The sequence below is a fragment of the Pseudomonas sp. HMSC067G02 genome (assembly GCF_001813485.1).
GTDB classification, from domain to species: Bacteria; Pseudomonadota; Gammaproteobacteria; order Pseudomonadales; family Pseudomonadaceae; genus Pseudomonas; species Pseudomonas aeruginosa.
The window spans coordinates 1-25,570 of sequence record NZ_KV812622.1; the positions used below are offsets into that span (position 1 = coordinate 1).

Genomic DNA, 25,570 nt, shown 5'->3' on the forward strand with positions numbered 1-25,570 from the left:
GCATTTTATCAACCAGAAATTCCGGATACCCGATCTGCGAAGAAGGACGGTGGATCAGCACCAGATCGTGACCGGCGGCCCTGATGGCGCGCGCGGCGTGATGTCCCAGCAGGCCGGTGGCTCCGAGTACGGCGTATTTCACATGAGCTCCAGGGCGTGAGAGTGGCTGTTCGTCCACGGGTCCCGCAAGCGGGTCGGCCAGCAGTCTAGGCCGAACGCCGGCGAGATACCAAACAGCAGGTTACGGAAATACACAACAGGCGTTTCCGATGGTAAGCCTGTCGGCGCGCCGGCCGCCCCCCGCGACCGCGCGCCCTGGCCTCACTTGCCGCGCCTGGCCTGCTGGTACAGCGGCATCACCTTGGGAATCGCGGCCTGGAGATTGGCCATCCGCGAACTGTCGGAGGGGTGGGTGCTGGTGAACTCGGGCTGGCTGGCACCGCCGCTGGCCTTGCCCATCTTCTGCCAGAGGGTGATCGCCGCTTCCGGGTTGTAGCCGGCGCGGGCGGCCAGCTCGAGACCGATCAGGTCGGCTTCGTTCTCGTTGGCACGACTGTTGGGCAGGGTCATCAGGTAGTCGACGCCGGTATTGGCCAGTTGCAGGCTTTCCTGGCCGAGGCCGGCCAGGGCGCCGATCTGGCTGGCGACCTGCACGCCGTAGGCCTTGGACATGGCCTCGCGCCCATGCTCGCGCAGGGCGTGAGCGATCTCGTGGCCCATCACCGCGGCGATCTCGTCGTCGGTGAGCTTCAGCTTGTCGATCAGCCCGGTGTAGAAAATGATCTTGCCGCCGGGACCGCAGTTGGCGTTGAGTTCGTCGCTCTTCACCACGTTGACTTCCCAGTTCCAGCTGGTGGCGTCCGGGCGGAAGGCGGCGGTCTGCGGGATCAGCCGCTGGGCGATCGCCTTGACTCGCCGCGCGTCGGCACTGCTGGTATCGAGCACGCCGGCGCTTTTCGCCTCGCCGAGAGTCTTCTGGTACGACTGGGCGTACATCTGGTCGACTTCCTGGCTGGACAACATGCTGAACATGTATTGCTTGCGGTCGACGCCGACGGCGCCGCCGCTGGTGGTGTTCACTGCCTGGCAACCGGCGAGCAGCAGCGCGCCGGCGAGGGTGGCGAATCGGAAGGGATGAGCCATGGTCCTTTGTTCTCCTCTGAAGGCCGAGCGCATGGTAGGCCGCGCCTCGAGCGCCGGCAACAGCCGTTGGCGAGGAAATCTCCATCGGCCGATTAAGGATTTGCCGCCCTCTTGCCGATAACCTCGCCAGAGACAATTCCAACAAGGGTCGGAAGTCCCATCATGAAGCTCAAGTCGATCCAGTTTTCTGTCGCCGCCCTCGCCGGCGCCAGCGTTCTAAGCGTCGTCGTGGTGTTGGTGCTGTATGCCCTGTTCGCCGGCGCGCGAACCCAGGAACTGGTGCAGCAACGCACCCAGGGCCTGCTGGAGAAGGTCATCAACGAGCGCCTGGTGGCCCTGGCCCGCGCCCAGGTCAGCCAGATCCAGCGCGAGCTGGAGTATCCGCTGACGGTGGTCCACGGCCTGGCCAACAGCACCCGCCTGCTCGGCGAGCTGGGCGCCGACGGCATGCCGCAGTTGAACGCCAGCCGCGACGAAATCTCCGCGCTGCTGCGTAGCACCGTGCAGAACAACCCCAAGCTGCTCGACACCTTCATGGCCTGGGAAGCCAATGCCTTCGATACCGACGCCGCCTTCGCCGGGCAACCCGGCAAGGGCTACGGCCCGGATGGTCGCTACCTGCCCTGGTGGTATCGCGGCGCCGACGGCAAGCCGATCGTCGAGGCCATGACCGACAGTATCGATAGCGAAAAGCTGCTGCCCACCGGGGTGCGCGAGAACGAATTCTACGCCTGTCCGAAAGAGAACAAGCGTCCCTGCATCATCGACCCGGCCCCTTACGAAATGGGCGGCAAGACCGTGATGATGTCGTCCTTCAACGTGCCGATCATGGTCGGCGACCAGTTCCGCGGCGCAGTCGGCGCCGACCTCTCGCTGGCCTTCATCCAGGACCTGCTCAAGCGCGCCGACCAGCAGCTCTACGATGGCGCCGGGGAAATGGCGCTGATCGCCAGCAACGGCCGCCTGGTGGCCTACACCCGCGACGACAGCAAGCTCGGCGAGCCCGCCGGCAGCGTCCTCGACGGCAACGAAGTGGACAACCTGAAGAACCTCACGATCGACCAGCCGCTCTACGACATCGACGCCGAGCACGGCCACATCGAGCTGTTCCTGCCTTTCACCATCGCCGACAGCGGCGTGCGCTGGACCCTCATGCTGCAGATTCCCCAGGCGGCGATATTCGGCGAACTGCAGCAACTCCAGGGCGAGCTGAGCGACCAGCGCCAGCAGGATATCCTCGGCATGAGCCTGGCCGGCCTGGTGGTAGCGGCCCTCGGCCTGCTGGTGGTCTGGCTGGTCGGCTACGGCATCGCCCGGCCGCTGCGCCAACTGGTCGGCATGCTCGACGACATCGCCCAGGGCGAAGGCGACCTCACCCGCCGCCTGAGCAGCGAGCGCGCCGACGAGCTGGGCTCCATCGCCAAAGGCTTCAACACCTTCCTCGGCAAGCTGCAGAACATGATCGGCCAGGTGGTGCAATCGGTGCAGAAGGTCAGCGACTCCTCGGAGCACACCGCCGACATCGCCATCCGTACCAACCAGGGCGTGCAGCAGCAACTGGCGGAGATCGAACTGGTGGCCACCGCGGTCCACGAGATGACCGCCACCGCCCAGGACGTGGCGCGCAACGCCACCCACGCCGCCGAGGCAGCCAACCACGCGGACCAGGCCGCGCACCAGGGCAAGCAGATCGTCGAAAGCAGCTCGGCGGCGATCCAGGCCCTGGCCAGCGAGATCGGCCGCGCGGTCGGCGTGGTGCAGAACCTGGCCAAGGACAGCGAAAACATCAACGCGATCCTGGTGGCGATCCGCGGTATCGCCGAGCAGACCAACCTGCTCGCCCTCAACGCCGCCATCGAGGCCGCCCGCGCCGGCGAGCAGGGTCGCGGTTTCGCGGTGGTGGCCGACGAGGTACGCAACCTGGCGCAGAAGACCCAGCAGGCCACCGAAGAAATCCAGAGCATGATCCAGCAGTTGCAGCAGGGCACCCGCGACGTGGTGAAGGTTATGCAGGACAGCCAGGACCGCACCGACGACAGCGTGCGCCATGCGCGCCAGGCGGCCGAAGCGCTGGAGTCGATCACCCAGGCGGTATCGGTGATCAACGACATGAACACCCAGATCGCCAGCGCCGCCGAGGAGCAGAGCGCGGTGGCCGAGGACATCAACCGCAACGTCGCCAACATCGGCCAGGTCGCCAACCAGGTGGCCGGCGGCGCCGACGAGGCCTCGCAGGCCAGCGCCGAGCTGACCCGCCTGGCCGAGCAGCAGCGGCGCCTGGTGAATCAGTTCAGGGTCTAGCGTCAGGCCGGGGTCAGGCACTCCGGCCCGTCGGTTTCAGGCTTGTTGACGAAGCCGGCCAGGGCCACGCTGCGCAGGTTCGGTTGGGGCTTGGCGAGCAGGCTGATCAGCGCCGGCAGCGGCGTGTCCGGAGCCAGCCAGGTATCCTGCTCGGCCTCGTCGAGCAGCAGCGGCCGGCGGAACTCGGCGGCCGCCTGGGATACCTGGGCCACGCTGAGCCAGGTCTGTCCCTGCACCGGATAGGCCTCCCAGATACCGGCGAAGAACAACAGGCGCTCGCCGGTGGAAACCCAGTACGGACGCTTGCGCACCCCGCGCCATTCATAGAAGCCGTTGGCCGGCAGCAGGCAGCGGCGCTGCTGGAACGCCTCGCGGAACATCGGTTGCTCGGCGAGGGTTTCCGCCCGCGCGTGGCTGGGCGTACGCGACAGGTCGGTGAGCCAGGCCGGGGTCAGCCCCCAGCGCGCCAGGTCGGCGCGGCGCGCACCGGCGTCCTCGCGAACCATCAGCACCTGGTTCGCCGGAGAAATGTTCCAGTGCGCCCGCCAATCCGCCGGAAAGCCCGGCAGGGCCGCCAGCGACGGATTCCAGCGGAACAGGGCGTAACGACCACTCATGCTTGGCACTGCCTGGTGAGGGAAAGCCGCACAGTGTAACCCGAAGCGCCACACTGGCCTTGCCGAACGCAAGCTGAATGAAACCCAATCTTAACTTGACGCGCCTATCCTCCAGGCTTATGGTGCCGCCCGCATTCTGTAACCCACACAGGAGTCCTGCATTGGACAACAGCCCTAGTCGATTGCGACAGGTCCATCCGGCGAGCTAGTCCAGCAGAACCCTCTGCCACTGCCTCGCCGAACATGGCGGACAGTGGCGATCCGCATCCCGTCCGGGATGACGCATCCCCATTTTCCCTTCGTGTCCCTTCCCTCGCGCCATCCGCGCAGCGGGAAGCCGCGGTCCTGCGCAATCCATCGTCCTTTATCCGCGCGGACCGACGGCCCGCGCCAGCTCCGGCCGTCGGCCGGCAACGAGGTGAAACATGGATTGGAAAGTATTTCTCCTGCGCGTCGCGGTCGCGCTGGTCCTGGGCGCCCTGATCGGCGCCGAACGCCAACTGCGCCAACGCCTCACCGGCCTGCGCACCAATGCGCTGGTCAGCACTGGCGCCTGCCTGTTCGTGCTGATGACCCAGGGCGTGCCCGGCCTGGCCGGCGACGCTTCGCGGATCGCCGCCTACGTGGTCTCCGGGATCGGCTTCCTCGGCGGCGGCGTGATCATGCGCGACGGCCTCAATGTGCGCGGCCTGAACACCGCAGCCACCCTCTGGTGCACCGCCGCCATCGGCGTCCTGTGCAGCATGGGCCTGCTGCTGGAGGCCACGCTCGGCAGCCTGGTGGTGCTCTGCGCCAACATCCTGTTGCGCGACATCGCCCAACGCCTGAACCGCCAGGACGTGTTGCCGGCCAGCGAGGCCGAGCAACGCTACGAAGTGCAGATCGTCTGCCGCGCCGAGGACGAGATCCAGGTACGCAGCCTGATGCTGCACAGCCTCGGCAGCAGCGACCTGCGCCTGCAATCGCTGCACAGCGAGGATCTGGACAACCCGGCCAAGCTGGAAGTCCGCGCCGAACTGCTCGGCACTCCCGAGGCTCCGGCGCAGCTGGAGCGCCTGGTCAGCCGGGTCAGCCTGGAGAAGGGCGTCAGCTCGGTGCGCTGGCAGGTCTTCGAACTGGCGGCCGACTGAGCGGCGGCCGCCTCAACACAACAGGCTGCCGGGGCCGCAGGGCTCCGGCGGCTCCTCGGCCAGCGGGGCGGCGGCGTTGTAGGCGAGGATCAGCTCCCGCGCCCGCTCCGTCTGCTCGTCCGCCACCAACAACGCCAGCAGTCCGCCAGGCGGCAGTTCGCCGATGGCGCCGACCAGGTGGCGGCCGCTGACATGGGCGGCGATCCCTTCGCTGGCGAGCATTCCCACCAGCATCTCGGCTTCCAGCAGGTCGGCCGGCTCATATACGCGCTGCATCAGTCATCCTCCCGGCGGACGTTCAGTGACCAGTCCTGCCCATCGGTGCGCAGGTCGAACAGGATCGGCCGGCAGCACACCGGGCAGTCCTCGTAGTACTGCTGGTCGCCGGCGCTCAGGTCGAGCAGCGCCTCGGCCGGTTCCCCGCAGTAAGGGCAGCTATAGGCCTGGCTTTCGAGCATCGCTGCACCCCCTATGAGTTCCGTTTATAATCGCGCGGTTCAATTTTCGGCCACCCCCTGGGCGGCCTTCGCAGCATCCATATGGAACCAGAAAGCATGATGGGCGAGTTCGAAGCCATCCGACCCTACAGTGACGCCGAAGTCCCCGCGGTATTGCAACGCCTCCTGAGCGACGACGCCTTCCTCGGCGCCCTGGTCCGCTACCGCTTCCCGCGCCTGGCCGGTCCCCTCGGTTGGCTGCTCAAACCTCTTATAGCCCATCGCCTGGCCCGCGAGGTCACCGGCATCCGCAGCGTCGCCACGCTACAGGACAAGTTCGAGCCCTACGTCGACCACACCATCGAGAAGGCCACCGATGGCGTCACCTACTCCGGGGTCAATCGCCTCAAGCCAGGCTGCGCCTACCTGTTCATCGCCAACCACCGCGATATCGTGATGGACCCGGCCTTCGTCAACTACGCCGTGTACCACGCCGGCCTGCCGACCCCGCGCATCGCCATCGGCGACAACCTGCTGCAGAAATCCTTCGTCAGCGACCTGATGCGCCTGAACAAAAGCTTCATCGTGCACCGTTCGCTGAGCGGCCGGCGCGAGAAGCTCGCCGCCTACCAGACGCTCTCCGCCTACATCAACCACTCGATCCGCGAGGACCGCCAGTCGGTGTGGATCGCACAGGCCGAAGGGCGGGCCAAGGACGGCGACGACCGTACCGACTCGGCGATCCTCAAGATGTTCCACATGAGCCGCAAGGACGAACCCTTCGCCGAAATGGTGCGCGCCCTGCATTTCATCCCGGTGTCGATCAGCTACGAATACGACCCCTGCGACCTGGCCAAGGCCCGCGAGTTGCACACCCGCGCCAGCACCGGCGAATACCGCAAGGCGCCGGGCGAGGACGATGCCAGCATCGCCCTGGGCATCACCGGCTACAAGGGCCGCGTGCACATCAACTTCGGCGCCGAACTGGAGGGCGAGTTCAGCGACGCCAAGCAGTTGGCCGCCGAACTGGACCGGCAGATCCTCGGCAACTACCGTCTGTTCCCGGTGCACTACCTGGCCTACGAGATGAGCGAGAACCGCGACCCGGACCTCGCCGTCCCCACGGCCGAGAGCCTGTTCGGCAGCGAAGAACTGGAGAAGGCGCGCAAGGAATGGAACCGCCGCCTGGAGCAATGCCCGGCCGAGCAGCGCCCCTGGCTGGTGCTGCAATACGCCAACCCGGTACTCAACCAATACCGGATCAGGCAGCAATCCTGAAGACGAAAGCCCGGCGCCGCCGGGCTTCTCCATCGGACAACGGCTTCGAACCCGCAGACGGTTATCCGCGTGCGGTTCGGCTCGCCGAGGCAGGCCCTCTCAGAACCGCGTGCTGGCCCAGCTGACCAGCAGCGCCAGGCCCAGGCAGGCGGCGCCGAATCGGTAGAAGAACAGGTTGATCCGCAGGGTCGCCTCGTCCATCGGCAATGCCTCCTCCCCCGCCTCGCCCTCCGCGGCCCAGCGCGCCAGGGCGCGACGCTCGCGTGCGCGGGTGGCCAGCAGCAGCCAGGCGCCGGCGACACCGAAGAACAGCGCAAGGCCGTTCACGGCCTGCGCGGGATGGGCGAGGAACAGCGCCCACAAGGCTTGCAAGGACATCGATAACCTCCGCAACAGGACCACACGCCGGGGCTACCGAATAACGCCTTGGGTGAGCTGATGACAGGACGGACCGTCGGGGACGGCGGGGAAGGACTGGTCGAATTCTATCCAGAATGCATGAGCGACGGCCAGCGGCACCCGGGTTGTCGCGACGAAGCGCAGCGGTTAGCAGCAATCCGTCTAAAAAAGGCGCGGCCTCGCCAGCGTGACCGGCTAGTCTGAAAGTGCTTTGCCGGTCACAGAACCCCACCCAGGCAAACGACAACACAGGAGAGTCGTCATGCTGGAAACCGCACCCCACGAACATAACTATCTGATCGACCACCTGGACGAGATCGAGGCCGTGATCGTCGATCTTTCCTTCAATGTCCAGGACGACCGCTGGCTGGTGTACTGCACCGCCTGCGGCCATGAACACCTCGACCTGCCTGAGACCGACGAACGCATCAGCATCGGCGAGCCGGACCCGTTCCACCAGGCCGCCTGAGTTTCCCGAGCGCATGAAAAAGCCCGGCATCCGCCGGGCTTTCTCGTTACCGCCGGCTCATTGCTGGCCGAGGGTCTGAGCGATGGTCGGGTCCTTGAATACGCGGGTCAGGGCGTCGCTGAGCACCTCGCTGACCAGCTTGCTGTTGGTCGCCTGGTTCGGCGCCATACCGAAGCGCTGGTTCAGCGAGGCGCCGTAGCGACCGGTGTAACGCCGGCTGCTGTTCTGCACGTCGGCGCGGAAGGTCGCGGTGATGTCGGCCTGGGTGACGTAGACGCCGTCCTTCGGCGACTGGTACTTCAGCTCGGCCAGGGTCAGGGTCAGTTGCGGCGCGTTGTAGGCGTTGGCCGAAGGCGTGTAGCCGAGCAGGCGCACGGCCGTCTCGGCCTGGGCCTGGAGCTTGGGCACCACGTCCTCGCTACGGACGGTCAGGGTGCTGGTATCGGCGTAGAGGCCGCCGCGGGTGCCCAGGGACGGGCCGGGACGGCCATCGACCACCTTGACCACCACCGGCTGGCCATGGCCGACGGCGGTCAACGGTCCTTTAAGGACCGGTTGCGGGTCCAGTTGTTGCGGGCTCAGGGCGCAGCCGCCGAGAACCAGGGCGCTTGCGGTCATCAGGCTGAGCAACAGGCGATGCAGCATGCTCATCTCTCCATGGGTTGGGCACGAATGGCCGGCAGTATAACGGCGCCGCGAAGGCACCGCAGCATTGCCTTGGACGTTCGCCACGGGGCGCGGTTCCTCGCCTGTGGCAGGTGGCGCAGGGCACGCATGCCCGGCGTTTGGCAGATACGGCGCGGCGGATTGTCCCAGGGGGCTTTCGCCGGCGGGCACTTCGTGACCGGGAATGGGAAAAAAGTCTAAGGAGCGGGGTATTTTTTGATTTTCACCGTTATAATCGCCCCCCGATTATAAGGACGCCTCCTGATCGGGTTCCGGCCCCCGCGCCATCCCCCCACAGAGAGCCGCCAGTAGAGCGCTGCCCCATGAGGCAGACGCCCTGAAACGCCTGTAGCGAGTTTTTCGGCAAGGAATGCCGCATGACCCCGCACGATTCTGCGAAGGCATGCCCGCGACAGACGAGCCCTTCCGGCCCATGTCTCCAAAAGAGCGTGGATCGAAGGTATTTCACTACTTCACGAGAGTGTGGCGAGCAATGAAGAGTTTTGCGTCGGTAAGTGCGCCATTAGCGCTTGAAACAGCCCCCCGCAGACGCGACCGCAGCGGATACCTCATGACCAGAGCCTGACGGCCCGTTCCGTCGCGAATGTGCTTGCACGACCGGATGCCCGCATGGGCCAGCCAGGCTGCCAGATCGCCAGCCCCGCGCCCGGCATCCATAGGCGATGACGCCCGGCGTCCCGCCGTTGTTGCGAAGAATCGGACATGACGGCTCCCTCCGCCGCTGCCTGCCGGCCCGTACCGGCCTCGGCCCCGCCCCGTCTGTCGTCAATTTGGTGCTGAAGATTTTGGAGAAGCGTTAATGGCGCAAAACGATCACGAAACAGTCGACATGCTGCTGGTAGGCGCCGGCATCATGAGCGCGACCCTGGCGGTCCTGCTCAAGGAACTCGACCCCAACCTGAAGATGGAAGTCGTCGAACTCCAGGAGTCCGGCGCGATCGAAAGCTCCAACCCATGGAACAACGCGGGCACCGGCCACGCCGGCCTGTGCGAGCTGAACTACACCCCGCAGTCGGCCGACGGCAGCATCGACATCAAGAAAGCCGTGGGCATCAACACCATGTTCGAGGTGTCGAAGCAGTTCTGGTCGCACCTGGTCGCCAAGGGCACCTTCGGCTCGCCGAAGACCTTTATCAACCCGGTGCCGCACCTGAGCTTCGTGCGCGGCAGCGAAGGCATCGCCTACCTGAAGAAGCGCTTCGAATCGCTGACCAGGCACCACGCCTTCGAGACCATGGTCTACTCCGAGGACAAGGCCACCCTCGCCGAGTGGATGCCGCTGATGATGCCGGGTCGTCCGGCCGACGAAGCGATCGCCGCGACCCGCGTCGAGGGCGGTACCGACGTCAACTTCGGCGCCCTGACCAACCAGCTCCTGCAACACCTGGCGCAACAGCCGGGCGCGCAGATCCGCTACAACCAGAAGGTCACCCACCTGCGCCGCGCCGATAACGGCTGGCGGGTCACCGTCAAGGACACCCGCAACGGCGGCGACCGCGAGATCCAGGCACGCTTCGTCTTCCTCGGCGCCGGCGGCGGCGCCCTGCCGCTCCTGCAACTTTCCGGCATCCCGGAAGGCAAGGGCTTCGGTGGTTTCCCGGTGAGCGGCCAGTGGCTGCGCTGCGACAACCCGGAAATCGTCAAGCAGCACCAGGCCAAGGTCTACAGCCAGGCCGAGGTCGGCTCGCCGCCGATGTCCGTGCCGCACCTGGACACCCGCGTGGTGGACGGCAAGAAATCCCTGCTGTTCGGCCCCTATGCCGGTTTCTCCACCAAGTTCCTGCGCCATGGCTCGTTCCTCGACCTGCCGCTGTCGGTACGCCCGGGCAACATCCTGCCGATGCTCTCGGTGGCCCGCGACAACATGGACCTGACCCGCTACCTGATCGGCCAGGTCATGCAATCGCCGGAACAGCGCCTGGAAGCCCTGCGCAAGTTCTACCCCGAAGCCAGGGCCGAGGACTGGCGCCTGGAAGTCGCCGGCCAGCGCGTGCAGATCATCAAGAAGGATCCAAAGAAAGGCGGCATCCTGCAGTTCGGCACCGAGCTGGTGGCCGCCCACGACGGCTCCATCGCCGCCCTGCTGGGCGCCTCGCCGGGCGCCTCGGTGACCGTCTCGATCATGCTCGGCCTGATCGAGCGCTGCTTCCCGGAGCAGGCCCGCTCGCCGGAGTGGAGCGCCAAGCTGAAGGAAATCTTCCCGGCTCGCGAGAAAGAGCTGGAAAGCGACGCCGAGCTGTACCGCAGCGTCAGCAGCCGTTGCAGCGAGGTGCTGGAACTGACCGCGAAGAACGACGTGCAGGCTCCGGTCAACGCCGAGTGAGCCGCGCGCTACGGAACAAGCCGCCTTCGGGCGGCTTTTTCATTTGCGGAGTCAGGCGCCGGCCTCGCAGTTGATCATCCAGGACACCCCGAAACGGTCCACCAGGGTACCGAAACAGGGCGACCAGAAGGTCTTGCCCAACTCCAGCTCGACCCGCCCGCCGTCCTCCAGCAAGGCGTCATAGCAGCGCCGCGCCTGCTGCGGGTCGCGGGTATTCAGCGAAAGGGAAATCCCGGAGATCGGCTGCAACGCCGGCCCGTGCCCGTCCGAGGCCATGATCTGGCTGTCGCCGATCTGCAGGTTGGCGTGCATCACCTTGTCGCACCAGCCTTCCGGCACCACCACCGGACCGGGCGCCTCGTCGAAACGGAACAGGAAACTCACCCTGGCACCGATGGCGTGTTCATAGAAACGCAGGGCCTCTTCGCAACGGCCGTTGAAGCAGACGTAGGGCTGGACGTACATGGGAACCTCGGCAGGCTGTTTTTCCTGTGAGTGTAGAAAAGCAGCAGCCTCTCGCAGAGCGAATAAAGCAGTCCTGGCCATTCGCCCCCCCCTGTCTCCCTGGCGCTCCGCAATGCGAGAAGGCCCGTATGCCTATCGTCCCTTGCCACCGCCAGCCGTCATTCGGGTGCTGGCGTTCGCCGACGGGTGGGATTCTTCGGCGGGCCGCGCAACGAAAAAGCCCGCCGAAGGGCGGGCTTTTCACCGCATGGCCGGCTCAGGCGCCCTTGGCCGCCTGCAGCGCTTCGATGTAGGGCGCGGCCTGGCGCTGGTCGGCGACCAGGGCGACGAAGTCGTTGCCCTTGGCGTCGCGCGCATCGAGATCGTAGCCGGCCTCGCGGAAGAAGGTGAGGAAGCGCTCGAAGTCGTCGATGCGCAGGCCGCGATAGGCCTTGATCAGCTTGTGCAGCGAGGGGGGCGTGTCGTCGGCCGGCTCGACGCCGAGGAACAGCTTGATCGACTCGTCACTGATCTCTTCGCCAATGATCTGTTTCTTGTCTTTGCGCATCGCTTTCTCTCAACGGCTCTGGGGCCGGGCTCGCCCGGCGCGGGATAAGGCCAGGCAGTTTACTCCCGGCGCGCGGCGAGGCTCAACGCGCGCGTACCGCGCCGGTGTGCAGGTCGGCCCAGACATGGCCGTTGGGATAGGCGAGGAACTGGCAATAGACCGTCTGGTTGCGCAGCAGGTCGAGCAACGCCGGGTACTGCGCCAGCGGGTAGTTGAGCGTGAGGGTGCGGGTCCCGGCATCGTAGACCGGCTTCTTCAGGCTCTTGCCTTCGCTGTCGAACTGGATCAGCACCTGGGCCAGGGTCGCGCCCTTGCTCAGCGGCTTGCCCTTCAGGCGCAGCAGGGTCGGCGTGGTGATCGGGATCGGCTGCTGGTTGGACTGCCGCTGGTTGCCCAGCACCACGCTGTACTCGGTGATCTGGATCAGTTGCTGCTGCTCCGGCGCCTCCTGGCGCAACTGGCCGTCGTCGGGCGGCAGGAAGCGCGCGTGCATCGGGGGATTCTCGGCGGCCAGGCCGGCCAGACTGACGAACAGGAGCAGGGAGCCGCACAGGCTACGGGCGAACATCGGGACCTCCGGACAGGGCGAGCCGGCACTCTAGCATGGCTGCCGACCCGCCGCCGAAGCGCTCAGGCGAACTGGGCGCGCATCCAGTCCCGGTAGGCCGGCGCATCGGCGCTGCCTTCGGCAGGCGCCCAACTGGCGAACTCGCCTTCGCCGAGCGGGCGGTAAGGCCCGGCCTTGCATTCGAACAGGATGCTGTCCGGCTCCAGCACCACCAGGGCATGGAACACCCCGGGCGGCAGGTCGACACCGGGGCAGTCCCCAGCGGCGCTCAACTCGCGCTTGTCGAGGAGTTCCCCGTCCTCGGCGAAGACCAGCAGGCCGAGACGGCCCTTGAGCACGATCAGCGCCTCGGCCTTGCCCGCATCCAGGTGCCGGTGCGGCGGGATGTAGGTATTCGGCTGGAGGCCCACTGCCATGCGGTGGCAGGGCTCCTCCATGCGGTGGAAGTTGTGATGCTGGCGACCACGCGGCGCGTTACCCGCCCCGCTCGCCAGTTCGGCGAACAATTGCTGGTCGAGGTAGCGCGGTCCGGCCATCTCAGAGCCCCTTGACCGCGAAGATGCCCGCGGCGTTGCGCCAGTAGCCCTTGTAGTCCATGCCGTAGCCGAACACGTAGCGGTCGGCGCAGTAGAGGCCAGTGAAGCTGGCCTTGAGGTCAGGCCGGGCCTTGCGCTCGTGTTCCTTGTCCACCAGTACGGCGGTGTGCACCGCGCGTGCGCCGGCATGCTTGCAGAAGTCGATGATCGCCGAGAGGGTGTGCCCTTCGTCGAGGATGTCGTCGATGATCAGCACGTCACGGTCGATGAAGGAGATTTCCGGCTTGGCCTTCCAGAACAGTTCGCCGCCGGAGGTCTCGTTGCGGTAACGGGTCGCATGCAGGTAGGACAGTTCGAGGGGGAAGTCGAGCAGCGGGAGCAGCTTGCCGGAGAAGATCAGGCCGCCGTTCATCACGCAGAAGACCACCGGGTTGGTCTCGCCGAGATCGCGGTTGATCGCCTCGGCGACGCGACCGATGGCTGCCTCGACCTCGTCGTTGTTGAACAGGCAGTCGGCTTCCGCCATGACTTGGCGGATGTGCGCGAGATCGACGGACATGGTGCTTCTCCCTGGCTGGGCTGAGAAAAAGTCGGCAAAGGTACTCATCCGGTCGCCATCGGGCAACCCCCGGCGGTCGAGTGCGAATCAGAATAATGGTCCAGACTGTGCGGAATGCATTACGCTAGCGCAATTTTTTTGCCCGCCCCCGTTGGAGACAGTCGCCCATGCCCGTACATGAGATCCGCCACCCCCTCATCCGCCACAAACTGGGCCTGATGCGCCGTGCCGATATCAGCACCAAGAACTTCCGCGAACTGGCCCAGGAAGTCGGCGCCCTGCTGACCTACGAGGCGACCAAGGACCTGCCCCTGGAACAGTACGAAATCCCCGGATGGGCCGGCCCGGTTACGGTGGAGAAGATCTCCGGGAAGAAGATCACCGTGGTGCCGATCCTGCGCGCCGGCATCGGCATGCTCGACGGCGTGCTCAGCCTGATTCCCGGCGCCAAGGTCAGCGCGGTCGGCGTCGCCCGCAACGAAGAGACCCTGGAAGCACGCACCTACCTGGAAAAACTGGCGCCGGACATCGCCGAGCGCCGCTCGCTGATCATCGACCCGATGCTCGCCACCGGTGGCTCGATGGTCGCCACCATCGACCTGCTGAAGAAGGCCGGCAGCAAGGAAATCCGCGCCATGGTGCTGGTCGCCGCCCCCGAGGGCATCGAGGCGGTACGCAAGGCCCACCCGGACGTGATCATCTATACCGCCTCGATCGACGAGAAGCTCGACGAGAACGGCTACATCATTCCGGGCCTGGGCGACGCCGGCGACAAGATCTTCGGTACCAAGCAGAAGGAAGCCTGAACATGGGCGATGCCTTCCAGGAGCCGCTCTGGCGCCAGGTGCTGTCAGGCGCGCAGATGCTGTTCGTCGCCTTCGGCGCGCTGGTGCTGATGCCGCTGATCACCGATCTGGATCCCAACGTCGCGCTGTTCACCGCCGGCCTCGGGACCCTGCTGTTCCAATTGGTGACCGGGCGCCAGGTACCGGTGTTCCTCGCCTCCAGCTTCGCCTTCATCACCCCGATCATCCTCGCCAAGGGCCAGTTCGGCCTGGCCGCGACCATGGGCGGGGTGGTCGCCGCCGGCTTCGTCTACACCTTCATGGGCCTGGCGGTGAAGATCAAGGGCACCGGCTTCATCGATAAACTGCTGCCGCCGGTGGTGATCGGCCCGGTGATCATCTCGATCGGCCTGGCGATGGCGCCGATCGCGGCGAACATGGCGATGGGCAAGGCCGGCGACGGCAGCGAGTTGCTGCCGTACCGCACCGCGATGATGATCTCGATGCCGGCGCTGCTCACCACCCTGGTGGTGGCGGTATTCGGCAAGGGTATCTTCCGCCTGGTGCCGATCATCGCCGGCGTGCTGGTCGGCTTCGCCCTGTCGTTCGTCTTCGGCGTGGTCGACACCGCCGCGATCGTCGCCGCACCCTGGCTGGAACTGCCGAAATTCACCGCGCCGGAATTCAACTGGCAGGCGATCCTGTTCATCGTCCCGGTGGCCCTGGCCCCGGCCATCGAGCATATCGGCGGGGTCATCGCGGTGGGCGGCGTCACCGGCCAGGACTACCTGAAGAAGCCCGGCCTGCACCGCACTCTCCTCGGCGACGGCCTGGCCACCTCGGCTGCCGGCCTGTTCGGCGGACCGCCCAACACCACCTACGCGGAAGTCACCGGCGCAGTGATGCTGACCAAGAACTACAACCCGAAGATCATGACCTGGGCGGCGGTGATCGCCATCACCCTGGCCTTCGTCGGCAAGTTCGGCGCGATCCTGCAAAGCATCCCGGTACCGGTGATGGGCGGCATCCTCTGCCTGCTGTTCGGCACCATCGCCTCGGTCGGCATGAACACCCTGATCCGGCACAAGGTCGATCTCTCGGAAGCGCGCAACCTGGTGATCGTCTCGGTGACCCTGGTGTTCGGCATCGGCGGCGTGCTGATCGGCAGCGGTACCGGTCCCGACGACATCGGCCTGAAGGGCATCGCCCTGTGCGCCATCGTCGCCATCGTCCTCAACCTGCTGCTGCCGGGCAACGACGGCTGGCAGAACAAGGCGCTCGACGAACAGCACAAGGATTCGCACTGAAACCAACGGGCGGAACACTTCGCTGTTCCGTCCGTATTCCACCCGCCTCGTTATTTTCAAATCATGTAGTCAATCGCTTACTACTTTGTAATTAAACTTCCTTGGATTTCCCAAATAACCACGCCATCTGACTAGCAGAGATCTACTCGCGCTGCTATATAGCCAGTCAAACATGACTGGCTAGCCGCTCTGCGCCGCACCCGGCGCGTCGTCAGCCATGAACTTCGAGTTTGGCGGACATATAAGGCCGATCATTTAAAGTCGTGGGAACTTTATTTATCCGCCAACGTCCTTCTGCGCCACCGACATTCATTATCGACAGGAAGTTAGAGATGAATAAACGCACTCCGGCAGTCTTGTTGTTCTGTGCCTGCGCCAGCCTGCTGGGCACCGCCCAGGCCGCCGGTACGCTAATCGGCCAGGTCGGCGTGCAGATGGTCATCGGTGCCGGCTGCACCATCATCAACGGCAGCGTCAGCGGCGGTATCAACCAGTGGGGAACCCTGGACTTCGGCAGCCATTCCGACCTCACCAACGTGGTCGACGCGCAGACCGTCGGCACCAGCGGCAATATCCAGATCCAGTGCAGCACCGGCCTGACCCCGAGCCTGACGGTGAACGCAGGCCTGCACGCCAGCGGCGGCCAGCGCTACATGCAGAACACCACCACCACCAGCACCATCGCCTACAACATCTATTCGGACGCCGCGCGCAGCGCGCTGATCCAGGCCAACACACCGGTGGACATCTCCTCGGTCTCCACCGGCACCGCGGTCAACATCCCCCTCTATGGCCGCGTGGTGCCCACCGGACAAAGCACACCCACGCCGACGGCGGGGACCTACACCGACACCCTGCTGGTCACCATCGCCTGGTAAGACGCGCCGCCAGGCGCGGCGCCGGGCAGCATGGTCCTGGGGGGACCGATGAGCCTGAACCGCTACTTCACCGGAGGACTGCTCTGCCTGCTCGGCTGCAACCCGGCAAACGCGCAGACCGCCACCATCGTCCTGAGCGCCACGCTGCTCCCGGCCTGCGAGGCAGGCAGCGTCGGCAGCGGTGGCGCGATCACCTTCGGCACCCTCGACTTCGGCCAGTACGCCTCCCTGAACAACGCCATCAGCGCCACCAGCCAGCAAGGCGCAGGCTCCATCCGGGTCAAGTGCGTCAGCGGCCAGACCTATGCGATCACGCTCGACGGCGGGCTCTACGGCAGCGTCGCCACGCGGCGCATGGCGAACATCGCCAACACCGCCCTCACCCTGACCTACAACCTGTACAGCGACCGCCCCGGCGGCATCGTCTGGGACAACACCACCGGCGTTGCCGCCACCGGCAACGGCAACGACCAGTGGTACCCCATCTACGGCCTGGTGCCGGCACAGACCACGCCGGTCGCCGGGACCTACCGCGACACCGTCAACGTGACCATCAGCTGGTGATGCCGATGTCCAGCCGGCATCTACTCCTGTCGCTTCTCCTGCTCCCGCTGCCGAGCCTGGTCGCGCATGCCGATCCATCGCCGATCAGCCGCGCCTTCCAGGTCCAGGCGGTGGTCGCCAACGGCTGCGCCTTCGGCACCGCCATCAGCGACAACGCCTATGACCTCGGCACCCTGAGCTTCGGCACCCTCGGCAACCTGGCCAGTCCGGTTAACGTCGCCAGCAGCTCCGGGGCCGGCTCCATCGTCCTGACCTGCACTCCGGGAATGACCGTCTCCGTCGCCCTCGACTACGGGGTCAATGGCGGCAGCAGCAGCCAGCGCTACCTGAAGCGGGTGAGCGGTAACGAGACCCTCGCCTACCAGCTCTACCAGGATGCCGCCTACTCCCAGGTCTGGGGCAACGGGGCACTCGCGCGGACCATCGCCAACTTTCCCGCCAGCACCCAGACCTACACGGTATACGCGCGCCTGTTCGCGGTCGGCAGCCTGCCGTCCGCCGGCAACTACCGCGATACCGTCACCGTCACCCTTTCGTTCTGAGCCGTCATGGAGGATCACATGCCCAGTCCACACCTACCTCTCCGCCCCGGCCGCTGGCTTGCGGCGCTGCTGGCGCTGTTCCTGGGCGGCCCGGCACAAGCCGCCAGTGCGGTGCTGATCTGGCCGATCAACCCGGCCATCGAAGCCGACCAACCGGCCACGGCGCTGTGGCTGGAGAATCGCGGCAAGCAACCGGTGACCCTGCAGGTGCGCGTGCTCGGCTGGTCCCAGGCGGATTTCCAGGACGTCTATCGCAACCAGCAGGCAGTGATTCCCAGCCCGCCCTTCGTCAAGGTCGAGCCGGGCCGCCGGCAACTGGTCCGGCTGATCCGCCAGGGCGGCCAGCCCAGCACGCCGGAGGACGCCTACCGGGTGCTGATCGACGAAGTGCCCGACGGCAGCGCGGGGCAGACGCAACGAAGCCCCGGTCTCGCCCTGCAGTTCCAGATGCGCTATTCGGTGCCGCTGTTCGTCAGCGCCGACGGCGTCTGGACCCAGCCCCGCAGCGATGTCGAGCGCGACCCGGCCGACGCGACCCGGCCGAAGCTGGCCTGGCGGCTGGTCGAGGAACAGGGCAAGCGTTACCTGCAGGTGCGCAACGAGGGTAGCGTGCACGCCCGCCTCAGCCATGTCCGCTGGGAGGGCAACGGCCGCAGCCTGGCGCTGCTGGACGGCCTGCTCGGCTACGTGCTGCCCGGCCGGCAGATGCGCTGGCCGCTGCCGCCGGGGCTGCTGCCGGACGCCGGCATGACCCTGAAACTGCAACTGGCGGACAACGACGCGCCGATCAGCGTTCCCGGGTACTGAGGCGGACGTCGGTCCCGTGCCTCGCCCGTGTCAGCGGCGCTCTCGCCGCCACCGCTCGCTACTGATCGGCCTGGCGCTGCTCTCCCCTGTCCATGCGGCGGACTACCTGGCCGGACTGCCGCCGCCGCAACCCGCTCCGTCCGGCGGCGGCGGCAACGTCCTCTACTACCTGGAACTGGTGATCAACGGCCGCGACAGCGGCCAGGTGGTGCCGGTCAACGCCGCCGATGGCCATTACCTGCTCGACGCCGCGGCCCTGCGCGAAGCCGGCGTGCGCCTGCCTGGCAACCCCGCCGGACAGGTCGCGGTGGACGCCCTGCCCGAGGTCCGGGCGGACTATGACAGCGCCAGCCAGCAACTGCACCTGCAAGTGCCGCCGGACTGGCTGCCGGAGCAGCGCTTCGACGATCCCGGACTGGTCGCCCGCGCCCCGGCGCGCAGCAGCCTCGGCGCACTGTTCAACTACGACCTGTACTACTCGGACCCCGCCGACGGCGCCACGCCCTGGCTTTCCGCGTTGCTCGAGCAACGTCTGTTCGACGGCTTCGGGGTGATCTCCAACACCGGCGTCTACACCCGCTATTTCGGCGACGCCGACAACCTCGACAGCCGCTACCTGCGCTATGACACCTACTGGCTGTACAACGACGAACGCAACATGCACAGCTACCAACTGGGCGACTACGTCAACGGCGCGCTGAACTGGACCACCCCGGTACGCATGGGCGGCTTTCGCTTCGCCCGCAACTTCGGCGTACGTCCGGACCTGGTCACCTATCCGCTGCTGCGCTTCGACGGCCAGGCCGCCGTACCCAGCACCGTCGACCTGTTCATCAACGGCTACAAGGCCAGCAGCGCCGACCTGCAGCCCGGTCCCTTCGCCATCAGCAACGTGCCGTACATCAACGGAGCCGGCGAAGCCACGGTGGTGACCACCGACGCCCAGGGCCGACAAGTGGTGACCAGCCTGCCGTTCTACGTATCCAACACCCTGCTGGCGCGCGGCCTGAGCGATTTCGACCTGTCCGTCGGGCGCCTGCGCGACGACTACGGCCTGCGCAACTTCTCCTATGCCGACAACGCCGCCAGCGGCATCTATCGCTACGGCGTCAGCGACCGCCTGACCCTCTCCACCCACGCCGAGGCCGCCAGCGACCTGCGCCTGCTCGGCATCGGCGGCGACATCGCCGTGGCCACCTTCGGCACCCTCAGCCTGGCGGCCAGCGGCAGCGACGGCCAGGGCGACAGCGGCCAGCAATACCTGCTCGGCTACTCCTACTATTCGCGACGGCTCGGCCTCAGCCTGCAACACATCGAGCGCAGCGCCGGTTATGGCGACCTCGGCACCCTGGACGGCGAGTACCAGTTGAGCCGGCGCACCGACCAGGCTACCGCCAGCCTGACCTTCGACGAGCAGGGCACCATCGGTACCGGCTACTTCGACATCCGCGCCCGCGACGGCAGCCGCACGCGCCTGGCCAACCTCTCCTACAGCCGCCCGATCGGCAGCCGTAGCAGCTTCTACCTGGCGCTGAACAAAGATCTCGACGGCGACGGCTACAGCGCGCTGATGCAACTGGTGATTCCCTTCGACATCAACGGCCTGCTGAACATCGGCGTCACCCGCGACAGCGACCGGCGCTACAGCGAGCGGGTGATCTGGAGCCGCTCCACGCCGAGCCAGGGCGGCCTCGGCTGGAACCTCGGCTATGGCGGCGGCGCCAGCCGCTATCAGCAGGCCGACCTGACCTGGCGCATGCAGAACGTGCAACTGCAGGGCGGCCTCTATGGCGAGACCGGCAACTACACGCGCTGGGCCGATCTCAGCGGCTCGCTGGTATGGATGGACAACGCCGTGTTCGCCAGCAACCGGATCAACGACGCCTTCGTCCTGGTCAGCACCAAGGGTTATCCACAGGTGCCGATCCGCTACGAGAACCAACTGATGGGCAGCACCGACGACAACGGCCACCTGCTGGTGCCCTGGGTCGCGGCCTACTACCCGGCGAAGTTCCAGATCGAGCCGCTGGACCTTCCGGCCAACGTCAGCGCGCCCGAAGTCGAGCAGCGCGTGGCGGTACGCCAGGGCAGCGGCCTGCTGCTGGATTTCCCGATCCGTGCCGTGGTCGCCGCCAGCATCAGCCTGGTGGACGAGCGCGGCGAACCGCTGCCGCTGGGTAGCCGGGCCGAAGAAACCGGCAGCGGCCAGCGCGCCAGCGTCGGCTGGGACGGCCAGGTCTATTTCGAAGGATTGCAAAGCGACAACCAGCTACGCGTGGTCCGCCCCGACGGCCGGGCCTGCCAGGCACGCTTCCGCCTGGACACGCGCAAACCCACCGTCAGCCAGGTCGGCCCGCTGACCTGCTCGGCCCCGATCGGAGATACGCCATGAGCCGCCACTCCACGTCCGCCTGCCTGCTCGGCTTCGCTACGCTCTGCGCCAGCCCGTTGCTGCTCGCCGCCTGCACCACCAGCTCCGGCACCGGCAATTTCGGCAGCCTGAGCTCGTTCACCGTGGCCAGCACCGCCCAGACCATCACCGGCACCACCGGCTTCAAGTGCACCGGCAGCCTGTTGTCGATCCTCAGCACCAACACCATCGACGCGACCATCGCCAGCACCGCCAATCCGCTGGGCACCACGCCGCGGCTGTACAACGCCGCCAGCGGCACCTACCTGCCCTACAGCATCTGCAAGGACAACGGTTGCGGCACCGTCTACAACGTCGGCTCGACGGTACGCTGGAGCAGCACCACCTTCCTCGGCATCCTCGGCCTGTTCAACGCCACCGACGGCAGCCTGCCGCTGTACCTGCGCACCGCCACCGGGGTGACCCTGCCGGCCGGCACCTATACCGATACCATCGGCCTGAACTGGGCCTGGCACCTGTGCGCGGCGGGCATCGGCCCAGTCTGCGTATACGACGACGGCACCGCCAGCAGCAGCGTCAACGTTACCCTGACGGTGCTCAAGGACTGCTTCATCGACAGCGCTCCGGACCTCAGCTTCGGCAGCGCCGCGCTGGTCTCGGCCTTCACCGCGGTGAACCAGAACATTGGCGTGCGCTGCACCCTGAACGCCACCTATACCATCGGCTTCGACAACGGCAACAACTTCAGCGGCGGCTGGCGGCGAATGCTCAGCGGCGCCAACGCGATCCAGTACAACCTCTACAAACCGGGCGACTCGACGGTCTGGACCACCAGCAACACCCAGGCAGGCACCGGTAGCGGCGCCGCGCAGAACGTGCCGTACCGGGCCATCGTCAACCCGGCACAGGGCAACGTCCCCGCCGGTACCTACAGCGATACCGTGCGGGTCATCCTCACCTACTGAGTCAGGCCGGCTGCCGGGACGCCTTCCAATCCTCGCCGCCCTCGCCTTCCCGTCGCAGGCTCCAGTCCTTCAGGTGCTCCAGGCTGGCGCGATAGGGCTTGAGGCCGATCCCCAGCAGGACCACCGCGCCGAGCACCGCGGCCAGGGTCACCAGCAGCAGCGAGTAGCGCAGCGCCATGTCGTCGGCGAAGACGAAATCGGTGACCAGCGCCACCGCCGTCGGGCCCACGCCGAGACCGAACAGGGTGACCACGAACAGGTAGATCGCCGAGGCCTGGCCGCGCATCGAGTTGGGCATGATCTCCTGGATCGCCGCCGGGGCCACGCCGAACGGCATGCTCAGGAAGAACACCGTCGGCGCCATCAGCGCCGCCGCCCAACTGGCGTTGTCCAGCAGCGGATAGACCAGGGTGAAGGGAATCACCGCCCAGGCGGCGAGCAGCCCGACGCGCATGTTCGCGTCGCTGCGCCCGCGCTTCGCCCAGTAGTCGGCCAGGCGCCCGCCGAAGACGATGCCGAGACAGCCGAACACCGCGACGATGCTGCCGTAGACCACCCCGACATGACCGGCGTCCCAGCCGTGGGTGCGGACGAAGAAGGTCGGCACCCAGGCGCCGCTGCCGTAGCCGGCGAAGGACAGGCAGGCGAAACCGAAGTTGTGGCAGAGCACGGTCTTGCGGTTGGCCCGCAGGTAGGCGCCGACCTCGCCCAGCGGCACCGCCACGCCTGCGCCGACTCCGCGCCGGGCCGGCTCGCGGATCGCCAGCAGCAACAGGCAGAAGAGCACGCCGGCGGCGCCGAGGATGAGGAAGATCAGTTGCCACGGGCGCACCTCGCCGAACAGCGGCAGATGCACGTCGCCCTGGGCCGAGGCGAACTTGATCACCAGCCCGCCGAGCAGGAAGGCCAGCCCCGAGCCCAGGTAGATGCCCATCGAGTAGACGCTGATCGCCGTCGCCCGACGCTCGCGCGGGAAGCTGTCGGCGATCAGCGAATAGGCCGCTGGCGACAGCGCCGCCTCGCCGACCCCGACGCCGACCCGGAAGGTGAGGAATTGCCAATAGCTGCGCGCCAGACCGCAGGCCGCGGTCATCGCGCTCCACACCAGCACGCCGAACAGGATCAGACCGCGCCGGCTGCGGTTGTCGGCCATGCGTCCGAGCGGGATACCGCAAAGGGTGTAGAACAGGGCGAAGGACAAGCCCATCAGCAGGCTCATTTCCGTGTCGCTGATGGCCAGGTCGCGGCGGATCGGGCCGACCAGCAGGTTGAGGATCTGCCGGTCGATGAAGGACAGCACATAGGCGACCATGAGGATCGCCACCGTGGTCCAGGCCGCAAGGTTGGAGGGATAGCCGTTATTGTTGTTATGCATGCCGAACTCCTGGACGCCGCCGAAGCGGCGGATGCGAAGGGAGGGTCGACAGGCAGGATAAGCCGGCAACATCCGGGCTTATACCCAGGGCAAGGGACTATAGAACTGCTGAATGCGGGAAGCGGGTTCCGGCGAATGACCGCCAGGTCATTCGCCGCCGCGTGCGCTCAGAGCCTGTCCAGCATCTCGCGAGCTGGGCGGGGAAGCGGAGCTGACGAGCGGCAAATGAGCACTTCGAAGCCTTCATACCGCGCCGCGCAGCGGATCATGAACAGGCTCTCAGAGCGGCCTGGCCAAGCGCCCGCTCATGTCGGCCAGGGCGCCGACCCAGGCGGGGTGGTCGTTGAGGCAGGGAATCAGCACCAGGTCCTCGCCGCCGGCGCTGATGAACTGCTCGCGGCCGCGCATGCCGATTTCCTCCAGAGTCTCGATGCAGTCGGCGACGAACGCCGGGCACATCACCAGCAGGCGCTTCACCCCACGCTGCACCAGTTCGTCGAGCTTGGCGTCGGTATAGGGCTCGATCCACTTGGCGCGCCCCAGGCGCGACTGGAACGCCACCGACCAGCGCCCCTGCTCCAGGCCGGCGCGCTCGGCGAAGGCCTCGGCGGTGCGCAGGCACTGGCTGCGGTAGCAGAGGGCGAGGGCTTCGGGGCTGACGTTGCGGCTGTTCTCGGCCAGCAGGTCGTGGGCAGGATCCTTCACCAGCTTGCGGATGTGCCGCTCGGGCAAGCCATGGAAGCTCAGCAACAGATGGTCGTGGGGCTGCTGCAGGTACGGACGCACGCTTTCCACCAGGGCATCGAGGTAGACCGGCTGGTCGTAGAACGGCGGCAGCGTGCTGACCTCCAGCTCCAGGCGATGGGCGGCGATCACCCGGCGCACCTCTTGTTCGGCGGTGGTCGTGGTGCTGTCGGCGAACTGTGGATACAGCGGCGCCAGGGTCACCCGCCGGATACCACGGCGCGCCAGGTCGAGCAGGACCTTCTCGATGGCCGGCTGGCCGTAGCGCATCGCCAGTTCCACCGGCCCATGCGGCCAGTGCGGCTTCATCGCCTCCTGCAGGCGACGACTGAGGACGATCAGTGGCGACCCTTCGTCCCACCAGATCGAGCTGTAGGCATGCGCCGATTCGGCCGGACGCTTGATCAGGATCAGCGACACCAGCAGGCGCCGCAGCGGCCAGGGCAGGTCGACCACGTAAGGGTCCATGAGGAACTGGTCGAGATAGCGGCGAACATCCTCCACCCGGGTCGAATCCGGGGAGCCCAGGTTGAGCAACAGCAGGGCATTCTCGGTCATGCCTGATCCTTTCGTCGGGCGTCCAGGACATCGGCCAGCGCCACGTCCAGGTCGGTGAATTGAAAACGGTAGCCGGCGTCCTGCAAGCGTTGCGGCAAGGCTCGCTGGCCGCCGAGCAGCAATCCGGACATTTCTCCCAGCCCGAGGCGCAGGACGAACCCGGGGGTCGGTATCCGCGCCGGCTTGTGCAGCGCCCGGCCCAGGGCCTTGGCGAAATCACGGTTGCGCACCGGGTTGGGAGCGCACGCATTATAGGGACCGCTGGCATCGGGCCGCCGCAAAAGAAAATCGATCAGCTCGATTTGATCCTCGATATGAATCCACGGCATCCATTGCCGGCCGTCACCCAGCGGTCCGCCCAGGCCGAGCCGGTAGAGCGGCAACAGGCGCCCGAGGAAGCCGCCCTCGGAGGCCAGCACCAGGCCGGTGCGCAACAGCACGACACGGGTGCCGAGCTTCTCCGCCTCGCGGGCGATCTGCTCCCAGGCTAGGCATAGCTCGCTGGCGAAATCCTCGCCGGCCGCCGCCCCCTCCTCGGTCACCGGGCGCTCGCCGCTGTCGCCATACCAACCCACCGCAGAACCCGATAACAGAAGGTCCGGGCGCTGCTCACGAGCGTCCAGCCATTCCACCAGGCGCTCGGTAAGGCGTACCCGGCTTTCCCACAGCAGCGCCTTGCGCTTGTGGCTCCAGGGTTTGTCCGCGATCGGCTCGCCGGCCAGGTTGACCACCGCGTCGAGCGGCTGGTCGCCGTACTCGTCGAAACGATCGATGCCGCGCACGCCGACGCCGCACAGCGATTCCACCTGCTGCGGCCGCCGGCTGAACACGGTCAGCCGGTGTCCGGCCTGTCGCCAGCGGGCGCACAGGCGGCGACCCATCAGGCCGGTACCGCCGGTCAAGAGAATGTGCATGGCTGTCTCCTCGTTTTGCCTGCGTGCCCTTTCAGTCTGGACCCTGGACATCGATCTGCCCGATGACCGTGCATCCTCCCCCCATTCCAGCGTTATCCTGTGGATGGAAGATCCGTCGGCTCCGGCCGGGGAACCCTGGCGTCGTTTTCGACTCAGCCAAGGAACAGGGCTTGCATCGCACTGGTGCCTTAGTGAACGGCGCCAGCCGTCTATTCTTCAGATAACTCGGTTGATACTTCCGAACGGAACGTCTGAAGGTTCGACAGGCCAGGAAGCGAGCCGTGCGCCGCAAGCGCGCCAT

The 25,570-nt window shown here is 66.6% G+C and carries 27 protein-coding genes and 1 pseudogene; 13 read left to right on the plus strand and 15 right to left on the minus strand.

All coding sequences use genetic code 11. From position 1 onward, the window contains the following. Both HMPREF2914_RS32865 and HMPREF2914_RS01465 read right to left on the minus strand, forming a co-directional pair. Nucleotides 1-178, minus strand: a pseudogene (locus HMPREF2914_RS32865) (hypothetical protein); the annotation flags it as partial. Nucleotides 179-321: 143 nt separating this feature from the next. Then, the gene (locus tag HMPREF2914_RS01465; RefSeq protein ID WP_003094932.1) at nucleotides 322-1,143 is read right to left on the minus strand and encodes a M48 family metallopeptidase; all 822 of its coding nucleotides are present in this window, start codon (nucleotides 1,141-1,143) and stop codon (nucleotides 322-324) included. 162 nt (nucleotides 1,144-1,305) lie between these two features. Between HMPREF2914_RS01465 and HMPREF2914_RS01470 the strand changes: the two genes are divergently transcribed. After that, nucleotides 1,306-3,444, plus strand: coding sequence for a methyl-accepting chemotaxis protein (locus tag HMPREF2914_RS01470; RefSeq protein WP_023092951.1), 2,139 nt, complete (start codon nucleotides 1,306-1,308; stop codon nucleotides 3,442-3,444). Nucleotides 3,445-3,446: 2 nt separating this feature from the next. Here the strand turns inward: HMPREF2914_RS01470 and HMPREF2914_RS01475 are convergent, their stop codons facing one another. After that, nucleotides 3,447-4,061 carry an SOS response-associated peptidase gene (locus tag HMPREF2914_RS01475; protein ID WP_003135081.1) on the minus strand — a complete coding sequence of 205 codons (615 nt, stop codon included), beginning with the start codon at nucleotides 4,059-4,061 and terminating at the stop codon, nucleotides 3,447-3,449. A 425-nt stretch (nucleotides 4,062-4,486) separates the two neighbouring features. Here HMPREF2914_RS01475 and HMPREF2914_RS01480 point away from each other — a divergent pair, with 425 nt between their 5' ends. After that, nucleotides 4,487-5,191 (plus strand): MgtC/SapB family protein, encoded by a 705-nt coding sequence (locus HMPREF2914_RS01480; protein WP_003094941.1) that lies wholly within the window; start codon nucleotides 4,487-4,489, stop codon nucleotides 5,189-5,191. 12 nt (nucleotides 5,192-5,203) lie between these two features. On the opposite strand, the gene HMPREF2914_RS01485 is transcribed toward HMPREF2914_RS01480, so the two are convergent. Together HMPREF2914_RS01485 and HMPREF2914_RS01490 are read right to left on the minus strand one after the other, a co-directional pair. Beyond that, a complete protein-coding gene (locus HMPREF2914_RS01485) occupies nucleotides 5,204-5,467 on the minus strand; it encodes a putative signal transducing protein (protein WP_003094943.1) in 264 nt (87 codons plus the stop codon). Continuing rightward, nucleotides 5,467-5,649, minus strand: a complete 183-nt coding sequence (locus HMPREF2914_RS01490; RefSeq protein ID WP_003094945.1) for a CPXCG motif-containing cysteine-rich protein — start codon at nucleotides 5,647-5,649, stop codon at nucleotides 5,467-5,469. The genes HMPREF2914_RS01485 and HMPREF2914_RS01490 overlap by 1 nt, the downstream gene beginning before the upstream one ends. A 96-nt stretch (nucleotides 5,650-5,745) precedes the next feature. Between HMPREF2914_RS01490 and HMPREF2914_RS01495 the strand changes: the two genes are divergently transcribed. Next, complete coding sequence (locus HMPREF2914_RS01495) at nucleotides 5,746-6,906, plus strand: 1-acyl-sn-glycerol-3-phosphate acyltransferase (RefSeq protein WP_003094947.1); 1,161 nt, start codon at nucleotides 5,746-5,748, stop codon at nucleotides 6,904-6,906. Between the two features lie 99 nt (nucleotides 6,907-7,005). Here the strand turns inward: HMPREF2914_RS01495 and HMPREF2914_RS01500 are convergent, their stop codons facing one another. Beyond that, complete coding sequence (locus HMPREF2914_RS01500) at nucleotides 7,006-7,284, minus strand: hypothetical protein (protein ID WP_003094948.1); 279 nt, start codon at nucleotides 7,282-7,284, stop codon at nucleotides 7,006-7,008. A gap of 283 nt (nucleotides 7,285-7,567) precedes the next feature. On the opposite strand from HMPREF2914_RS01500, the gene HMPREF2914_RS33060 reads away from it, so the two are divergent. Next, complete coding sequence (locus HMPREF2914_RS33060) at nucleotides 7,568-7,774, plus strand: hypothetical protein (RefSeq protein WP_003094951.1); 207 nt, start codon at nucleotides 7,568-7,570, stop codon at nucleotides 7,772-7,774. Between the two features lie 57 nt (nucleotides 7,775-7,831). Here the strand turns inward: HMPREF2914_RS33060 and HMPREF2914_RS01510 are convergent, their stop codons facing one another. After that, nucleotides 7,832-8,419 carry a YajG family lipoprotein gene (locus HMPREF2914_RS01510; protein WP_003094953.1) on the minus strand — a complete coding sequence of 196 codons (588 nt, stop codon included), beginning with the start codon at nucleotides 8,417-8,419 and terminating at the stop codon, nucleotides 7,832-7,834. An 841-nt stretch (nucleotides 8,420-9,260) separates the two neighbouring features. Here HMPREF2914_RS01510 and mqo point away from each other — a divergent pair. Next, nucleotides 9,261-10,784, plus strand: coding sequence for a malate dehydrogenase (quinone) (gene mqo, locus HMPREF2914_RS01515; protein ID WP_003141615.1), 1,524 nt, complete (start codon nucleotides 9,261-9,263; stop codon nucleotides 10,782-10,784). Between the two features lie 51 nt (nucleotides 10,785-10,835). Here the strand turns inward: mqo and HMPREF2914_RS01520 are convergent, their stop codons facing one another. The 5 genes from HMPREF2914_RS01520 to HMPREF2914_RS01540 all read right to left on the minus strand — a co-directional run bounded on the left by HMPREF2914_RS01520 (nucleotide 10,836) and on the right by HMPREF2914_RS01540 (nucleotide 13,459). Next, a complete protein-coding gene (locus HMPREF2914_RS01520) occupies nucleotides 10,836-11,249 on the minus strand; it encodes a VOC family protein (RefSeq protein WP_003094957.1) in 414 nt (137 codons plus the stop codon). Nucleotides 11,250-11,505: 256 nt separating this feature from the next. Then, entirely contained in the window at nucleotides 11,506-11,796 is a 291-nt protein-coding gene (locus HMPREF2914_RS01525) for a PA4642 family protein (protein WP_003094960.1), read from the minus strand. A gap of 82 nt (nucleotides 11,797-11,878) precedes the next feature. After that, entirely contained in the window at nucleotides 11,879-12,364 is a 486-nt protein-coding gene (locus tag HMPREF2914_RS01530) for a hypothetical protein (RefSeq protein ID WP_003094962.1), read from the minus strand. Nucleotides 12,365-12,426: 62 nt separating this feature from the next. Further along, nucleotides 12,427-12,900, minus strand: coding sequence for a WbuC family cupin fold metalloprotein (locus HMPREF2914_RS01535; RefSeq protein WP_003094965.1), 474 nt, complete (start codon nucleotides 12,898-12,900; stop codon nucleotides 12,427-12,429). A gap of 1 nt (nucleotide 12,901) precedes the next feature. Then, nucleotides 12,902-13,459, minus strand: coding sequence for a hypoxanthine-guanine phosphoribosyltransferase (locus tag HMPREF2914_RS01540; RefSeq protein ID WP_003094967.1), 558 nt, complete (start codon nucleotides 13,457-13,459; stop codon nucleotides 12,902-12,904). 167 nt (nucleotides 13,460-13,626) lie between these two features. Between HMPREF2914_RS01540 and upp the strand changes: the two genes are divergently transcribed. The 8 genes from upp (at nucleotide 13,627) to HMPREF2914_RS01580 (ending at nucleotide 21,678) form a co-directional block, all read left to right on the plus strand. Next, nucleotides 13,627-14,265 (plus strand): uracil phosphoribosyltransferase, encoded by a 639-nt coding sequence (gene upp / locus HMPREF2914_RS01545; RefSeq protein WP_003094968.1) that lies wholly within the window; start codon nucleotides 13,627-13,629, stop codon nucleotides 14,263-14,265. 2 nt (nucleotides 14,266-14,267) lie between these two features. Continuing rightward, entirely contained in the window at nucleotides 14,268-15,551 is a 1,284-nt protein-coding gene (locus tag HMPREF2914_RS01550; RefSeq protein ID WP_023092952.1) for a uracil-xanthine permease family protein, read from the plus strand. Between the two features lie 332 nt (nucleotides 15,552-15,883). Continuing rightward, entirely contained in the window at nucleotides 15,884-16,429 is a 546-nt protein-coding gene (locus HMPREF2914_RS01555) for a Csu type fimbrial protein (protein WP_023092953.1), read from the plus strand. A 30-nt stretch (nucleotides 16,430-16,459) separates the two neighbouring features. After that, nucleotides 16,460-16,993, plus strand: coding sequence for a Csu type fimbrial protein (locus HMPREF2914_RS01560; RefSeq protein WP_003135089.1), 534 nt, complete (start codon nucleotides 16,460-16,462; stop codon nucleotides 16,991-16,993). Next, nucleotides 16,993-17,535: a Csu type fimbrial protein gene (locus tag HMPREF2914_RS01565; protein WP_023092954.1), complete on the plus strand. Its 543-nt coding sequence runs from the start codon at nucleotides 16,993-16,995 to the stop codon at nucleotides 17,533-17,535. The genes HMPREF2914_RS01560 and HMPREF2914_RS01565 overlap by 1 nt, the downstream gene beginning before the upstream one ends. A gap of 18 nt (nucleotides 17,536-17,553) precedes the next feature. Continuing rightward, entirely contained in the window at nucleotides 17,554-18,342 is a 789-nt protein-coding gene (locus HMPREF2914_RS01570; RefSeq protein ID WP_003099335.1) for a fimbrial biogenesis chaperone, read from the plus strand. Nucleotides 18,343-18,358: 16 nt separating this feature from the next. Beyond that, nucleotides 18,359-20,734 (plus strand): fimbria/pilus outer membrane usher protein, encoded by a 2,376-nt coding sequence (locus HMPREF2914_RS01575; protein WP_023092955.1) that lies wholly within the window; start codon nucleotides 18,359-18,361, stop codon nucleotides 20,732-20,734. Then, nucleotides 20,731-21,678, plus strand: coding sequence for a Csu type fimbrial protein (locus HMPREF2914_RS01580; RefSeq protein ID WP_003099330.1), 948 nt, complete (start codon nucleotides 20,731-20,733; stop codon nucleotides 21,676-21,678). The genes HMPREF2914_RS01575 and HMPREF2914_RS01580 overlap by 4 nt, the downstream gene beginning before the upstream one ends. Nucleotide 21,679: 1 nt before the next feature. Here HMPREF2914_RS01580 and HMPREF2914_RS01585 read toward each other — a convergent pair whose 3' ends face one another. From HMPREF2914_RS01585 to HMPREF2914_RS01595, 3 genes are all read right to left on the minus strand, one after another. Then, on the minus strand, nucleotides 21,680-23,053 hold the full coding sequence (locus HMPREF2914_RS01585; protein WP_003094980.1) for a spinster family MFS transporter: 1,374 nt from the start codon (nucleotides 23,051-23,053) through the stop codon (nucleotides 21,680-21,682). 279 nt (nucleotides 23,054-23,332) lie between these two features. Then, entirely contained in the window at nucleotides 23,333-24,355 is a 1,023-nt protein-coding gene (gene hemH / locus HMPREF2914_RS01590) for a ferrochelatase (protein ID WP_004355227.1), read from the minus strand. Continuing rightward, nucleotides 24,352-25,269 carry a TIGR01777 family oxidoreductase gene (locus HMPREF2914_RS01595; RefSeq protein ID WP_022580118.1) on the minus strand — a complete coding sequence of 306 codons (918 nt, stop codon included), beginning with the start codon at nucleotides 25,267-25,269 and terminating at the stop codon, nucleotides 24,352-24,354. The genes hemH and HMPREF2914_RS01595 overlap by 4 nt, the downstream gene beginning before the upstream one ends. Nucleotides 25,270-25,570 lie beyond the last annotated feature (301 nt).